This is a genomic window from Rhizobium sp. A37_96 (genome assembly GCF_053521765.1).
This window is the reverse complement of sequence record NZ_JBNWDS010000001.1, coordinates 964,340-976,619: the sequence shown is the minus strand read 5'-3', so window position 1 is coordinate 976,619 and position 12,280 is coordinate 964,340. Positions and strand designations below refer to the sequence as shown.

Genomic DNA, 12,280 nt, shown 5'->3' with positions numbered 1-12,280 from the left:
GATCTGTACTATTCTTTTCGACATTGCTCCCTCCGATGCATGTCGTATTTTACTGAAATATCGTAAAAGTCGAGTCGTTCGATATTAATATGTTCTGCAACCCCTAGTGCAGATTAACCCGGCTGCAGGCGGACCAAACGAGGAGATCGTTGATCACTGCCGCGATGCCTGGTGAAAACTGCGTGACCAACCTATGGAGGCTCATGTTCACAGGTCGATGGCAAGGGGAGCATGAATTTCGATCAATTAGGGTTGGTATTACAGCCTCTGTGGGGGGGCGTTTGCCGCGGGTCATACTTCGAACTGCATCGGCCTCACCTTAAGTAAGTCTCTCTTGATTGAGCGCTCGTGCCGTGCATTGATTGCTGCGGTTGTGGAGCGCTGGCGATGTCTGTCATTAGGTCTATTTGCGTCAGAACAGCAAACAGTTTGCTGAGAGCGCTCGCCATCACGGCCTTTTTGGGCTGTTTCGTTGGAAGTGCTGCCGAAGCTGAAGAGCCACCGACGCGTATTATCGTTATGCATGGTGCGGCTGACTGGATTTCGGTTGAGGGTTGGATCGGCAAAGATTCCGCTTCCGATCTTCGGATTGTCTTAGACAGCTTGGGGAATCGAAAGCTGCCTATAGTTCTCGATTCTCCGGGTGGAAGTGTCACAGCGGCACTTAAAATGGGAGAGATGATAAGGGCGGCTCGCCTGTCTGTGGCGGTTGGTCATACTTGGCATTGCTCTGACCTAAAGGCGAAATGCAATTCGATATCTGCGAGGACATCAGAATGGGAGGGCAGGGTCGATCCGACGCAAGGTGTTTGCTATTCGGCATGCCCATTCATATTGGCAGGTGGCGTGCGACGGATGCTCAGTCCATTCGGGTATCTCGGCGTCCACCAGACCGTACTGGTGCAAGATGAAACGTGGAACCAAGATGAGTTTATATACAAAACCATCCACGGAAAACGGCATGTCGTCGATCGCTACGTCATCAACAGCAAGACCTTGAGCGAGCGACGAACCCCCGATTTGTCAGAAGCAACTCGCAGTAAATTTCTTGATTACTTCAAGAGGATGGGTGTCGATCCATCGATCGTAGACATGATGATGAGCGCGCCGCCTGATAAACTTAGAATGATCTCGGTGGACGAAGCTATGAAGATCGGATTGTTGACCGATCCAGACTCGGCATACGATCTCGTTGCTGCTGGCGACTGCCCTGTCGGGCAGGCGATCAAAACCTGCAAAGCCGCACCGCCAACTACTCCACTAGTGGTGCACGGCAACGGACAACCGGCGGCGGAGCCGGATTTGTCCGGAAAATGGATGTTCGATCTTATGACGCCGTCAGTGAAACAATAGCACCGCACCTGATGGAAAGAGGCAGAGAACTGTTAGAAAATGACGCCGAGCTAGGTTGACAGGTAGTTTTACGAATTTGTTTCCACAACCGCGGTGTCAATATGGTTGCGCTCGATAGCACATCTCCGCTTATAGCTAGAGCTTCACGTTTTTCCACACCGGCTTGTGAATAATCCTGATTTGAGCCAGCCGGCGTACGCTCATGCCGTCGAGTTCCTTTGAGGAAGAATTGACTACGTTGGCTGTCAGGTAATCCTTCCTGTCGCATTGCTCGCACCGAAACTGCTTTGCGGCCCGACGTACAGAGATGCTTCCGCAGGGCTGCCGACTTCATCAGCCCACGATCTTTGAATGCTCGTCGTAACACCGAATGCTGACATGCTGCATGGATTCATGGAGAGCGATTGCATCGCTGTCGCTGATAGTCATGGCGGTAGCTTTCGACTTCGGCTCGCCGCCGCACTCGTCAGGATCATCTTTCAGATAGATCACGTCACCCATGGTTGATCTCCTCCAGGCTTGAGCCTTCGTAGGCGCCGATCCCTTTCAACACGCTTCTGGCCTCACTGATGTGCCGCTGAAAACCGTCTGACTTGGCGAATGCACCATCTCCTCGACGCTGGTCAAAAACATCCTCGCCAAGGAATGCGACGAGATCCCTAAAAGCCTCCGCATCGAGGGGCGTGATTTTGTAATTGGCCGATTGCATGGCGCACGTCTCCGCTCCGCCGGTCAAGGGCGGTCCTAATGATAAAAATTCTGGAAAACTGAGGCCCGTTAAGTCATTTTGTTCCCGAAATGTTCTCTTCTTGGAGAAGAGTCAAGCCTAAGAGAACTGGCGAGATAGAGCTCTTGCTAATGCAACTGAGGACGTGAGAAAGATAGCTTAAGAAAATCCAGGCAAACCGATCTAAATGCGTGACTCAATGAAAGTGAAAGCGGTCCTTTGGGCTGGCAGGGTCGCGGCGACCTTGCCCTTCGCGTTGTTTTTCCTTGCATTCTTGTCTGTCTTTTCAACAACGTTTGGATACGGCTACGTCCCATCCACGTATTGGGCGGATGCGACGAGCTCCGTCCGCATGGTGGTGGGTCTTGTCACCGCATTGTTGTCCATTGTCGCTGTAATCAAGGGTTTGCATACTGTTGAAGGAGAATTGAAAAAGATCGGTGCTGTATTGATGGCGCCGTTTTTAGGCTACCTTCTGGGGAGCGTGTCGATCCTTGTCAGCGCCCCCATGGTTGCGGCTGCAGTCGCCGGTCACCACGTCGAGCTCATGTACAAGGTGGCGGAAGCTAATGGGAAGGATCATAAGGGATGCCGTTCACCGGTGGACCTTCAGGGGCTGCCGCTTTTTTTTAAGAGCCTATGCCGAGTTTCGGATGACTTCAGGCTGACGCTCGCACCGGGCACTCAAATTGTCGTTGAGGGCAGAGGTACGAGCCTCGGCGCCTATGTAACGGCGTTTCATCGGGTGAGATGATGAGACTTCTGGCAGCTTGATCCTCATTTTCTTGGTCACGACACCCACACTTGCGGTCTTCAATACGACCCGTGCTGGGCAGCCCCTCACGGACGAAATCTCCGTCTGCTTCACACTGGCAGAACAATGTGAGAGCGGGATAGTCGATGCGATAGATCGCCAAATCTTCTAGTTGCGTCCAGGCTTACGGCTTCACGTCGCTCCCGATTATCCATGCGTTGCAGTGGGCTGCAGGCGAGGGCGTCGAAGTCTTGGCGATCCTCGACAAGGTGAACGAGCGGAAATATTCCGGCGCCACGCTACTGGACGCCGCCGGCATCCCGGTCTGGATCGATTTCGAACAGGCGATAGCTCACAACAAGGTTATAGTGATCGACGGGCATCTGACTATCGGCGGGTCGTACAACTACACCACCTCGGCGCAGAAGCGGAATGCTGAGAACATCACCTTCACTGAGAGCCGAGAATTGGCTCGCGAATACTCGGCGAACTGGGACGGCCGACTGAAGGTGTCGAGAACTTTTGATGGACATGGCCTAGGCAACTGGACTCGTGTAAAACAACCAGAAGGTTCAGCCGAAAAGGTCAAGGAATGCTGGCGGCAATTGCGTTTATCAATCGCTTTCTTGCTTTCGCGTTGGCCTTCACAATCCTGGCAATTCTAATTTTGCTTGCAGTCGCCTTTCTGGCGCTGGTTGTTACCGCGCAGGTTGTCTGTCCTTTTACTCAATGCATCGGAGAGGCACAGGATCTCTGGGCATATGCGGCCTTTTCCAGCATCGTCGGAATTCCTACAATTTTGCTTTTGGGCCTGATGTTTTACTTCCACCGCCGCGGCTGACGGAGTGCCACTTACATTTGCCGCTCGAGTGATGCGCTCGATATCGGCTTGGCGGAAGGCGGCTCGGATGATTGTCGTGTTCGATCTCGTAGCTGCGAATTCAAATGCGCTGAACAGGTCCAAGTTTGTTAAACGTCTCTGATTGCTCCTGAGATGCCGTTGCAGGCACCAAGAAGCGCGCTATTTTCCCGACCGTAACGATCTTCGTTACAGCATCTAAAGCGTCCTCGTAACTTTCATGGTGCTCTGAGCCCTCGGCAGATAAATCGCCTTTTGCATAGCTTCCATATACCAGTGTAGGACATGCCTCTTCTCCGCCGTCTGGCCCACAATCGAGCAGTGATCTATCCATCTTAGAACATCCGAAAGCCTAAACGTTGTCCCGATTGGACAGATTCCGCCGCGTCGCCTTAAAACTTCCGTACCCATTCCTGGGCTAAAGCTAGCACCTTTCAAAGGAAGAGCGAATGTCGGAACTCGATGATCTTTTGCGGCAGAAAGCTGAGTTGGAAGCAAGAATCAAGGAAGTGATGGTTGGCGAGGTCGAAAGGCTGAAGCTTGATTTTGCTGAACTTGCCTACAAGCTTAGGGAGTTGGGCATGCTCCCGAACGCGGTTGTGGAAGCTTTCACCGACAAAGCCGGCACTTTTAATTCCTATCGCACGATGAAGGTGAAGAAGACTTAACCGGAGCGAGCAAGATTGTCTCTAGCGTACTTTGCGAAGAACGCAGCAACTGCTCAACGGATGCGCGCGAGACTGGAAAGATCGGGGTTTACGCCCAACGGAAATAAACTTTGGACCCCGATCGAAGACGACTTTTGCAGGCTGCTTTATTTCGATCAATTTGCCCTTAGGAAGCTTCTTCCCCATAGGACTCACAGGGCTATTCAGGCTCGTTGCCGTAAATTGGGTCTCGGAAAGCGATATCAGCGATGGGGACCTATGGAGAGGCAGAAGCTTCGAAGGATGTATCCAGAAGGTACGCGGGAAGACATTTGTGCTGCATTTCCAAACATCGATTGGGTGAATATCCAGGCGGTTGCCCGATATTATGGGTATAGGAGAAAAAAGAAGCCCTATAAGATCACTGGTATTGCGGCCAACGATCAAGCTCGGATTCGGTGCTACGAGATTGGCTGGATAATGCGTGATCTTGATGAGGAGAGTGGAACCGGGCGATACTTTCAGACCCGGGGTCACAGGTCGAAATATCCGAACTTCAAAGCCATCAATCGCGCGGTTGTGGCGCTAGGCGGCTATCTTGAGGCCCGTTGGAGCGATGAGTAATCCAAAGGCAGCATGCGAAATCAATTGAGCTTCTTCTGACTATTCGTATCGGCTTGTTCATCGTTCGATTAGCAGGATATCTTTATTTTCAGATACTTAGCTATCGCTCACCCCCAGCGGAATTCGCCCTGTTCCCAGGCTGATCTCGGCCCGTTCCTGCTGTCGGCTGTCGTGACCAGAACGGAACTCCGCTGCCATTCCTCCCCAAAAACAAGTAGAAAAACCGCGATCAGGCGAACTGGGGTCGATCAGGCGAACTGGCGTTGGAGAGGCGGCAGGAGTTCTTTTCCGAAGCCGAGGCGTGTGGTGAAGGCGTGCAGTTCGGCGAGGTTGCAATGGCGCAGGAAGAAGTGATCGGCGGAGACGTCGATGGGGCGGCGGCGGCCGAAGGGGAGGTCGGAAAAGGCGATCTTCATGCCGTTTCCTGCAAGCGCGACTTTCTTTTCCGGGCTTAGCGCATCGTCGGATGCGGCAACGCGCGTGTAGTTCTCGACGAATTTCGGGATCATTGCGCTGCGGAAGATCAAAATGCCGGTCTGCAAGGGTTGCGGGGTTCCCGCGCCGTTCGGCGCGATGATGTCCGCGTCGGGATGGGCCGCGATCTGGCGTTCGATGATGTCCTTGCCGTAGAACAGTGTGCCCTGCTCGACAAGCACGGTATAGAGGTCGCCATTGGCAAAGCCATAGCTCAAGCCGAGCAGAAGTGCGCGCGACCAGCCGCACAGCGCGCTGTGGCCCTGAACCGCATGTCCGTAATTGCGCTTCAGATTGACCCAGCTGATGCGGGGATCCTCCGGCATTCGGGGGCGCAAGGGAGAGGCCGAATCGATGACCAGGATATTGCTCGGCGAGGTGAAGGCGCGAATGCAATGATACCAGATATCGAAGCATTCCGCCGAGCGGACGAAATCGTCGCCATAGGCCTTGTAGTCGCGGGCCCTGTTGTCTGCGTACCATCCCGTCACGATGCTGTAGGACATGTCGTCGCCTTTCGTCCTGCGCTCAAAGCCGCTTCTGCAGCGCGACCATCTTGAATTGCCAGTCGTTGATGCCGCCGCGGTTGTTGCGGTGGACATAGACGTTCTGGATCTGCGAGGCGACCGCGCTGAGATAATCCGGATGGGCGAAGGGGATGTCGAGCTTGCCGGTCTTCAGGAAGGTTTCGAAGACGTCCGCGCTCTTCTTGCAGGGCGGCAAGGCGCTCTCGAACGGCGGCTGCCAGTGGAAATCCTCGATGAGGTAGAAGCCGCCCGGCTCGACCTTGTCGAAAAGCTTGAGGAAGGCGAGCTGCTGGTGGAACGAGGCGTGCGAGCCGTCGTCGATGAGCAGCTTCAGAGGGGGCAGGGCGGCATTCAGGCGGTCGAGGTCCTCAATGCTGCCGAGATCGCCGCGGTGAAACTCGAAACGGTCCAGCCGTATGTGCGAGAAATCGGAGAGGTCGAAGCCGTAGAGCTTTGCGCGGGGGAAGTAGTTGAGCCACATGCGGATCGACGGCACGTCGCTGCCGACGCGATCGACGGAGGCTCCCGCTTCCACGCCGCCCCGTTCCAGGCCGATTTCGAGCATGGAAAACGCCTGGTCGCGGAATTGCTCGAAGAGGAACGAGTACAGGCTCGCATAGTTGTGGGCGTGACCGATCTGCGTTCCCTTGTCGGTCTTGTAGTAATCGGCAAGCTCTACGAGTTCAGGCATGAAATTCCTTCCAAACGATAGTGGTCAGGCGCAGCCGAGCGCCCGGCGAACGCTGCTTTCTTCCGCCGTGTGGCTGCTGCCGTAAATCGAGCGCAATTCCATCTGCTGCGACAGCATTTCGTAGAGTGCCGTCGTCACCGCGACGAGCGATGCGTCGTCCAGGGCGAAGACCTCGTGGAGATCGTAGTTCTCCATGAGCCGCAGGCCGGCTCGGAAGCAGTCCTGCTGCGCCTCCACGATCGCAAGCGTCTCGGGCGAGCGGTTGTCCTCCGCGAAGACCGGAATGGCGAAATCCTGGATCAGGCGCACATCTTCGACCATGCCGTGCGTGGCATAGTTGCACATTTCCAGCATGGTGTTCTGCACCACTGCCTGCCCTGCTGGGACGAGGCTATGGAACTGGCAGGTCTGCGGCGTTGCGGCCATTGTCTCGTAGGCCGCCGCCGCCGGCAGCTTGTGCACGAAGAAGACCGGGACGTTCCTGAGGCCGATGGTGGCCGCGAAATTGGCGAGCGACCAGCCGGTGCCGCAGAGATCGACAATCAGCGCATCATCCGAAATCAACTGTCTGGCGTAGCGCGTATAGCTCGGCGACGGCTGCATCTTGGCAAGGCGGCTGGTGTAGAAATAGGTCGACCGGCAGGTGAAGCCGATCCGCTGGGCCACCTTGTCGAACAGCGGCATCCAGGAATCGCAGTCGCGGCTGGAAAAGAGGATCGAGCGCTTTCCGAGCCGAGCGGCGAGCCTTGCCAGAGCGACGCTTCCCAGCAGCATGATCGGAAAGTTGAGGCTCGCCTGGACGACCTGCACGGTTCGGCTCTGGGGATTGGCCGACCAGGTCGAAAGGCGGGTTTCGCGGCAGAGCTCGGCAAGCTGCCGCAGGCCGATCTGGGTCAGAACGTCCTCGACGGGATTGAGGCCGAAGATGCCCGTATGGCGGTTGGCAATATCGTAGCGGCCGGGCATCTCGACATCGGAATGAAGGTTGTCGCCGAGATGTTCCTCGATCGAAAGATTTGCCTGTACCAGCGGCCAGATGGCACCGGACCGCTTGCCGTCGGAGGTGACGATCAGGCTTACCTTCTTGTCGAGCCCGGCCTTGTCGAGCAGCTTCCGGATCATGTCATGGCCGAGATACATATCGGAGATCAGCACGTCGCCATGGCGCACCAGGGCCATGTTTTCCGCGATCGGGATGACCTGCTCCAGCTCGACGTCGATCTCCAGCGCCTTGAGCGCGGCGGCCTGGATCGGATCGAGCTGCAGCGCCGCCGCCAGCTCGTCGTAGATCATGTCGAAATTGTAGGGATGCTTCGCGATCTTCGCTTCAGCCTGCTTGCGCGCGGCCGCGAACCCAGGCAGATCCGCCCGCTTCCCGACGATCTCGAACACCTTGGCAGGTTCGACACAGCGCCGCGCAATCAGCGTGTCGAAGACATCGAACGTCCTGACGGATGGCAGGGCACGCTCGTCGCGCACTTCAGGCGATGCCGGAAGAGCTGCAGCCGGTCCGGGTTGGGCATTCGGCGCGCCGATGAGATACTGGGAGAACTGGTTGGAGTTCGGAGCTGTATTCACGTCTTGTTCTCCAGCGTCGCCTCGCTCGTGCCTGAGTCCCGAGCCTCATGGGAATGACTTCCGGCCCGTGTCCGGAAATTACGCAGGCGGCAGACACAGTCCGGCGTCGGGAGCGGAAACCTCTTTATCCAAGCGATAGTCCCGGCCCCTTATCCTGCGGCATGGAAGCTAGGTTTGTCAGCTTGTGCCAGGCTTGAGCGGGTCAGGCCGTCAAGGTGAGATGGCTTTGTCCGATGCGGAGCGACAGTGCATTTCACAGGAATTCGACGCCCATGCTGTTGATTTTCCGCCAGCGCACCTCGCATGGCAGCAGCCGGGCGTCCGAAAGCTGCAAGTCGAAGGCGTTCGGGGCGGAGAGCGGATTTTCCATATGGATCAGGGCGCCGGTTTCAGACAGATTTCTGACGATGCAATCGAAGACCGAATGCCCATCGTTGAATATGATCTTTGCGCCGAGAAGCGTTCGTTTGCGAGCGGATGCGCGGCCTTCGGGCGAGAATGTCGTCATCTCACGGGTTCCCTGAACCTGGATATTCCTAATTTTCAATATTCTAATATCAAGGAGTTAACAGGGTCCTGCCGGGCGCGCGTTTTTCAGGCCGGAGAGCATGGGACACGGGAAGAACCTTTAGGTGCGGCAACTGGTTGCGGTCGCCAAGGCCGGCGCCTGGCGACGTATGCCGGCTCAAACTCCGGGCTCGATTTCACGATAATGCAGCGACCGGCGAAGGCATCGATCCCGGCAGCGAACAAGTTGCCGCCGACTGCGTTGTATTGTCAGACAGCCACCGGAAAACCGCGCTAAATGCCTTGCAAGACGAAACATGCTCTGGCACCGTGCCGCCATAGGGGATCGGGGTTTTCAATGAGATTGTTTTTGGCGGTGACCACTGCGCTAGTGGTCGCCAATTCCGCAATGGCTGCCGACGACGCCGTGAACAATGCGTTCCGGGTTTGCAAGATGATCGACAATACCGGCCTGTTCACCGCGCCATGCCAGGTTGCCAACCGACGAAACGCCGTCGTGGCGACGATAGACCTGCCGATCGCCGATGCCAGAAAAGCCTGCGTGCAGATCACCGGCGTGGCTTCTTCCAAGGGATTCCATTTCCCCGGCGCAGAATGGACCGTGCAGATCAGGTCTCCGACCAGCGGCGAAAAGTCGATCGCATTTTGCAGATTGCCGAAATAGCGCCGTCAGGCCAAGGCGTTCAGTTCCTCGTCGGCATAGGCAAGCTGCAGTTCCATCTGGACTGCATGCATGAAGAGCCCGGCCTGCCGAGAGATTTCGCCGTCCTCCACTCCCTGCTCGCGCAGGGAGCTGGCAAAGCTTGCCATTTCCGAGCGCCAGAAGCGATTTGCCGCCTCTCCGTGAAGCTGCTGCAGGGCTATGGCACACCGCCTGACATCACTGGTACGCCTGTCGGCCGGGAATGGTAGAAGCGACATATTCTCTCCGTCATTGGCAAGGCGAATCGCCTGCCCTTAATGGAAACATCGCTGGCACTGGTTCATAAAAAGTGAATTGTGTCCGAGAGATATCGACCAAGGCCGGAGGAGCGGGCGGCTGGTTCATTGCATGACGGATATGCCGGCTTCCCGCGCGGCCCTGATCAGGGCTTCCCTCACGGCTTCGGGCGGCACGGCCCCGAGCATGGCTTCGAGGCAGACACGGACCGCTGCAACATATTCTTCACCATTTTCGACCGGCCAATGTTGCAGCAGCAACTCCGAGACCTGATGCACCGAATTGATGCGGCGGGTCCCGCCACTCTCTCCCATCACCAGCGTAACGGCTGGAAAAGGCCGTAAAGTGTTTCGTTTCAAAACGCATTACCTCCGAAACATATATGCTTCGGTAACCTAGCAAGAAGCATTCCGGACCGAACGCCGACTGCCCGAGGTCATCGAGGCTGGTTTCGTTTGCCTGCCGACGAGGCTCAATCGTCGGCCTTGGATGCAAGACGCGAGCGCTCGCAAGCCATTTGGCTGTGTCGGATTATCGCACAGCTTTCATGGAACCGAACCCGGCTAAAAGCTCAGCAGACATACGACCGAATATGTTCGAAAAGCTGCCAGTCCGGCCGGGTCCCTAAGCCGATCGGATCTTATGACGGCAATGTCACGCCGATCCTTGAGTATGCACGCCAGGATACCGGCAGACGGCTTACGCCTCGCGGTCGGCGGCAGATTCAATTTCCGGATGACGACCTAGTCAAGGACGTCGGCTTCGATGCAGGCCTCGACGAACATCTCTCTGGCTTTGCGGCAGAGAAGGGGATTGGTGTTCGCCTCAAGGCAGAGGCTCCGGGCTGCATTGTACTTCTCGCCTCTGATGGCCGGCCAACGGAAAAGGAGGTGATTGCAGGCTTCTTTCGGGCTTCTTATCGCTTCCGGCATGCCATAACCGATACGGAGATAGACGGGCTCCTGCCAACGAATATCGCCGGTATTGAAGATCATGTTCATTTCGATGGTACTCCGACATTCCCATCGAAACTCCTGCGGCGGCAAAAGGTTTCGCAATTTCTGGAAAATCGAACGCGGCCGGTTTCAAAATGGGGCGGCGGCTAACGGCTGCGCAACCGGTCAGCACTATATGGCGATCAGCAGCAGGATGACCGCGAGGAGCGCCAATCCTGCGAAGAGGGTGCGCAATATGCCTCGAAACATCGCCGCAAGGAGGATGAATACCAAAAACGCAACGATCATGAGGGGCCGGCGCTGGAATTTTCCCGTTCAGTGTATCGTGCCTGTCCGATAATGAGACAGGCAGCCCCGCCGCACGCGAACAAGGGTGCCTTAAGGTCGCTTTTTCCTATTGAACCACCGGAATTTCGATCGGCACACCGGCCTCCGCCGCTGCCGCGAGAAAGCTGTTTCGAGCCTCCAGCGACTGTCCTTGACCTCTTTCGACATCGGCGCAGATCTGCAATGCGATCATGAACGCCTTGCCTTCAGCCACGGGCCACGCATTCAAAAGGATGTCCAGTGCTTCCTTGGTGCTGGCGACCGTATAGATTTTTCCGGTACGCTTGCAGATGACCATGACGGGATAGTTCCAGTCTTTATTATTCATGGCACGAGGCTCCGATCCGATGCCGCCGAAATTAACGCCACGCTGCGTGAAATCTCAAGTTAATTTCAAGGCGATATCTGGAGCAGTCTGGAATTGTTTCAATCACCGGCAAAATCAATTCGACCGTCAGCGCGATCAACTTTCGAGTCACGTCTTCACAAGCGATCATTGTGCGGAGATTACTTGCATGGCGGCGTAAGATCATAAAAGACTTGGCGGACAGCACAGCCGAACGAGGGACGCGATGGGAAGCTTTGCGGAGATTGAGGAGCGCGCCGAGAAACGCAAGGGCGGGGCCGATGGGTTGATGGCCTTGATGCCGCAGGCACCGAACCAGGATGTCCTGCGCGGGCTTGCTGACGACCGGATCCTGTCGGAGATGACGCGCTATATCTTCTATGCGGGCTTCGTGCGCAACGTCATCGATTCCAAATGGCCGGGGTTCGAGGCTGCCTTTTCCGGGTTCGATCCGGCGTTTCTCAATCTTGCGCCCGACGACTATTGGCATGACCTGACCTCCGATACGCGGGTGATCCGCAACGGCGCCAAGATCATGTCCGTGCAGGCCAACGCTCAGTTCATCCGCCGGCTTGCCGACGAGCATGGCAGCGCCGCGCGTTTCTTTGCCGATTGGCCCGTGGAGGATCAGATCGGCTTGCTTGCAGTCCTCGACAAGCAGGCGAACCGGCTGGGCGGCATGACCGGGCAGTATTTCCTGCGGGCGATCGGCCGCGACAGCTTCGTGATGAGCCACGACGTTCTCGTCTGCTTGCGGCTCGCGGGCGTGCCCATTTCCGAGGGCAAGCCGGGCAAGAAGGATCTGCGGTTGATCCAGGATCAGTTCAATGCCTGGCATGCGGAGACCGGTCTGCCGTTCACCCATCTCTCGCGCATCTGCGCCTTCTCCGTCGGAATGCCTGGCGAAGAGGACGAGGTGGATTGATCTCACCCGTCGAATGATATTGGA

General features: G+C 56.4%; 17 protein-coding genes. 7 read left to right on the top strand and 10 right to left on the bottom strand.

Annotated features, from left to right (window positions below; genetic code table 11):
- The first annotated feature begins 387 nt into the window (after positions 1-387).
- The gene (locus ACQZ6J_RS04720; protein ID WP_449082307.1) at positions 388-1,353 is read left to right on the top strand and encodes a hypothetical protein; all 966 of its coding nucleotides are present in this window, start codon (positions 388-390) and stop codon (positions 1,351-1,353) included.
- A gap of 333 nt (positions 1,354-1,686) precedes the next feature.
- Here the strand turns inward: ACQZ6J_RS04720 and ACQZ6J_RS04715 are convergent, their stop codons facing one another.
- Together ACQZ6J_RS04715 and ACQZ6J_RS04710 are read right to left on the bottom strand one after the other, a co-directional pair.
- Complete coding sequence (locus ACQZ6J_RS04715) at positions 1,687-1,854, bottom strand: hypothetical protein (RefSeq protein ID WP_449082305.1); 168 nt, start codon at positions 1,852-1,854, stop codon at positions 1,687-1,689.
- Positions 1,847-2,062, bottom strand: a complete 216-nt coding sequence (locus tag ACQZ6J_RS04710; RefSeq protein ID WP_449082303.1) for a hypothetical protein — start codon at positions 2,060-2,062, stop codon at positions 1,847-1,849. Before ACQZ6J_RS04710 ends, ACQZ6J_RS04715 begins: the two co-directional genes overlap by 8 nt.
- 205 nt (positions 2,063-2,267) lie before the next feature.
- On the opposite strand from ACQZ6J_RS04710, the gene ACQZ6J_RS04705 reads away from it, so the two are divergent.
- Both ACQZ6J_RS04705 and ACQZ6J_RS04700 read left to right on the top strand, forming a co-directional pair.
- Positions 2,268-2,834 (top strand): hypothetical protein, encoded by a 567-nt coding sequence (locus tag ACQZ6J_RS04705; RefSeq protein ID WP_449082301.1) that lies wholly within the window; start codon positions 2,268-2,270, stop codon positions 2,832-2,834.
- Positions 2,835-2,989: 155 nt separating this feature from the next.
- On the top strand, positions 2,990-3,499 hold the full coding sequence (locus ACQZ6J_RS04700) for a phospholipase D-like domain-containing protein (RefSeq protein WP_449082774.1): 510 nt from the start codon (positions 2,990-2,992) through the stop codon (positions 3,497-3,499).
- Positions 3,500-3,775: 276 nt separating this feature from the next.
- Here the strand turns inward: ACQZ6J_RS04700 and ACQZ6J_RS04695 are convergent, their stop codons facing one another.
- Positions 3,776-4,027, bottom strand: a complete 252-nt coding sequence (locus tag ACQZ6J_RS04695; protein WP_449082299.1) for a hypothetical protein — start codon at positions 4,025-4,027, stop codon at positions 3,776-3,778.
- Positions 4,028-4,142: 115 nt separating this feature from the next.
- Between ACQZ6J_RS04695 and ACQZ6J_RS04690 the strand changes: the two genes are divergently transcribed.
- Positions 4,143-4,361, top strand: a complete 219-nt coding sequence (locus tag ACQZ6J_RS04690; protein WP_449082297.1) for a hypothetical protein — start codon at positions 4,143-4,145, stop codon at positions 4,359-4,361.
- Between the two features lie 851 nt (positions 4,362-5,212).
- On the opposite strand, the gene ACQZ6J_RS04685 is transcribed toward ACQZ6J_RS04690, so the two are convergent.
- The 4 genes from ACQZ6J_RS04685 to ACQZ6J_RS04670 all read right to left on the bottom strand — a co-directional run bounded on the left by ACQZ6J_RS04685 (position 5,213) and on the right by ACQZ6J_RS04670 (position 8,742).
- Complete coding sequence (locus ACQZ6J_RS04685; RefSeq protein WP_449082295.1) at positions 5,213-5,944, bottom strand: hypothetical protein; 732 nt, start codon at positions 5,942-5,944, stop codon at positions 5,213-5,215.
- Between the two features lie 22 nt (positions 5,945-5,966).
- Positions 5,967-6,656: a hypothetical protein gene (locus ACQZ6J_RS04680; protein WP_449082293.1), complete on the bottom strand. Its 690-nt coding sequence runs from the start codon at positions 6,654-6,656 to the stop codon at positions 5,967-5,969.
- 24 nt (positions 6,657-6,680) lie between these two features.
- Positions 6,681-8,234, bottom strand: a complete 1,554-nt coding sequence (locus ACQZ6J_RS04675; protein WP_449082291.1) for a hypothetical protein — start codon at positions 8,232-8,234, stop codon at positions 6,681-6,683.
- Between the two features lie 253 nt (positions 8,235-8,487).
- Complete coding sequence (locus ACQZ6J_RS04670; RefSeq protein ID WP_449082289.1) at positions 8,488-8,742, bottom strand: PilZ domain-containing protein; 255 nt, start codon at positions 8,740-8,742, stop codon at positions 8,488-8,490.
- A 357-nt stretch (positions 8,743-9,099) separates the two neighbouring features.
- Here ACQZ6J_RS04670 and ACQZ6J_RS04665 point away from each other — a divergent pair, with 357 nt between their 5' ends.
- Positions 9,100-9,426 (top strand): hypothetical protein, encoded by a 327-nt coding sequence (locus ACQZ6J_RS04665; RefSeq protein WP_449082287.1) that lies wholly within the window; start codon positions 9,100-9,102, stop codon positions 9,424-9,426.
- Between the two features lie 5 nt (positions 9,427-9,431).
- Here the strand turns inward: ACQZ6J_RS04665 and ACQZ6J_RS04660 are convergent, their stop codons facing one another.
- Both ACQZ6J_RS04660 and ACQZ6J_RS04655 read right to left on the bottom strand, forming a co-directional pair.
- A complete protein-coding gene (locus ACQZ6J_RS04660) occupies positions 9,432-9,683 on the bottom strand; it encodes a DUF6074 family protein (RefSeq protein ID WP_163986544.1) in 252 nt (83 codons plus the stop codon).
- 123 nt (positions 9,684-9,806) lie between these two features.
- Complete coding sequence (locus ACQZ6J_RS04655; RefSeq protein WP_163986543.1) at positions 9,807-10,061, bottom strand: DUF982 domain-containing protein; 255 nt, start codon at positions 10,059-10,061, stop codon at positions 9,807-9,809.
- 96 nt (positions 10,062-10,157) lie between these two features.
- Between ACQZ6J_RS04655 and ACQZ6J_RS04650 the strand changes: the two genes are divergently transcribed.
- A complete protein-coding gene (locus ACQZ6J_RS04650; RefSeq protein WP_449082284.1) occupies positions 10,158-10,808 on the top strand; it encodes a hypothetical protein in 651 nt (216 codons plus the stop codon).
- A 244-nt stretch (positions 10,809-11,052) separates the two neighbouring features.
- Here ACQZ6J_RS04650 and ACQZ6J_RS04645 read toward each other — a convergent pair whose 3' ends face one another.
- Positions 11,053-11,313, bottom strand: coding sequence for a DUF982 domain-containing protein (locus ACQZ6J_RS04645; RefSeq protein WP_163986541.1), 261 nt, complete (start codon positions 11,311-11,313; stop codon positions 11,053-11,055).
- Positions 11,314-11,557: 244 nt separating this feature from the next.
- Here ACQZ6J_RS04645 and ACQZ6J_RS04640 point away from each other — a divergent pair, with 244 nt between their 5' ends.
- Positions 11,558-12,256: a DNA-3-methyladenine glycosylase I gene (locus ACQZ6J_RS04640; RefSeq protein ID WP_449082282.1), complete on the top strand. Its 699-nt coding sequence runs from the start codon at positions 11,558-11,560 to the stop codon at positions 12,254-12,256.
- The last annotated feature ends 24 nt before the right edge of the window (positions 12,257-12,280 follow it).

What these genes read in the sequence shown, in the direction of transcription:
- ACQZ6J_RS04720 (WP_449082307.1), top strand. Translation starts at nt 388, where the DNA reads ATGTCTGTCATTAGGTCTATTTGCGTCAGAACAGCAAACAGTTTGCTG.
- ACQZ6J_RS04715 (WP_449082305.1), bottom strand. Translation starts at nt 1,854, where the DNA reads ATGGGTGACGTGATCTATCTGAAAGATGATCCTGACGAGTGCGGCGGC.
- ACQZ6J_RS04710 (WP_449082303.1), bottom strand. Translation starts at nt 2,062, where the DNA reads ATGCAATCGGCCAATTACAAAATCACGCCCCTCGATGCGGAGGCTTTT.
- ACQZ6J_RS04705 (WP_449082301.1), top strand. Translation starts at nt 2,268, where the DNA reads ATGCGTGACTCAATGAAAGTGAAAGCGGTCCTTTGGGCTGGCAGGGTC.
- ACQZ6J_RS04695 (WP_449082299.1), bottom strand. Translation starts at nt 4,027, where the DNA reads ATGGATAGATCACTGCTCGATTGTGGGCCAGACGGCGGAGAAGAGGCA.
- ACQZ6J_RS04690 (WP_449082297.1), top strand. Translation starts at nt 4,143, where the DNA reads ATGTCGGAACTCGATGATCTTTTGCGGCAGAAAGCTGAGTTGGAAGCA.
- ACQZ6J_RS04685 (WP_449082295.1), bottom strand. Translation starts at nt 5,944, where the DNA reads ATGTCCTACAGCATCGTGACGGGATGGTACGCAGACAACAGGGCCCGC.
- ACQZ6J_RS04680 (WP_449082293.1), bottom strand. Translation starts at nt 6,656, where the DNA reads ATGCCTGAACTCGTAGAGCTTGCCGATTACTACAAGACCGACAAGGGA.
- ACQZ6J_RS04670 (WP_449082289.1), bottom strand. Translation starts at nt 8,742, where the DNA reads ATGACGACATTCTCGCCCGAAGGCCGCGCATCCGCTCGCAAACGAACG.
- ACQZ6J_RS04665 (WP_449082287.1), top strand. Translation starts at nt 9,100, where the DNA reads ATGAGATTGTTTTTGGCGGTGACCACTGCGCTAGTGGTCGCCAATTCC.
- ACQZ6J_RS04660 (WP_163986544.1), bottom strand. Translation starts at nt 9,683, where the DNA reads ATGTCGCTTCTACCATTCCCGGCCGACAGGCGTACCAGTGATGTCAGG.
- ACQZ6J_RS04645 (WP_163986541.1), bottom strand. Translation starts at nt 11,313, where the DNA reads ATGAATAATAAAGACTGGAACTATCCCGTCATGGTCATCTGCAAGCGT.
- ACQZ6J_RS04640 (WP_449082282.1), top strand. Translation starts at nt 11,558, where the DNA reads ATGGGAAGCTTTGCGGAGATTGAGGAGCGCGCCGAGAAACGCAAGGGC.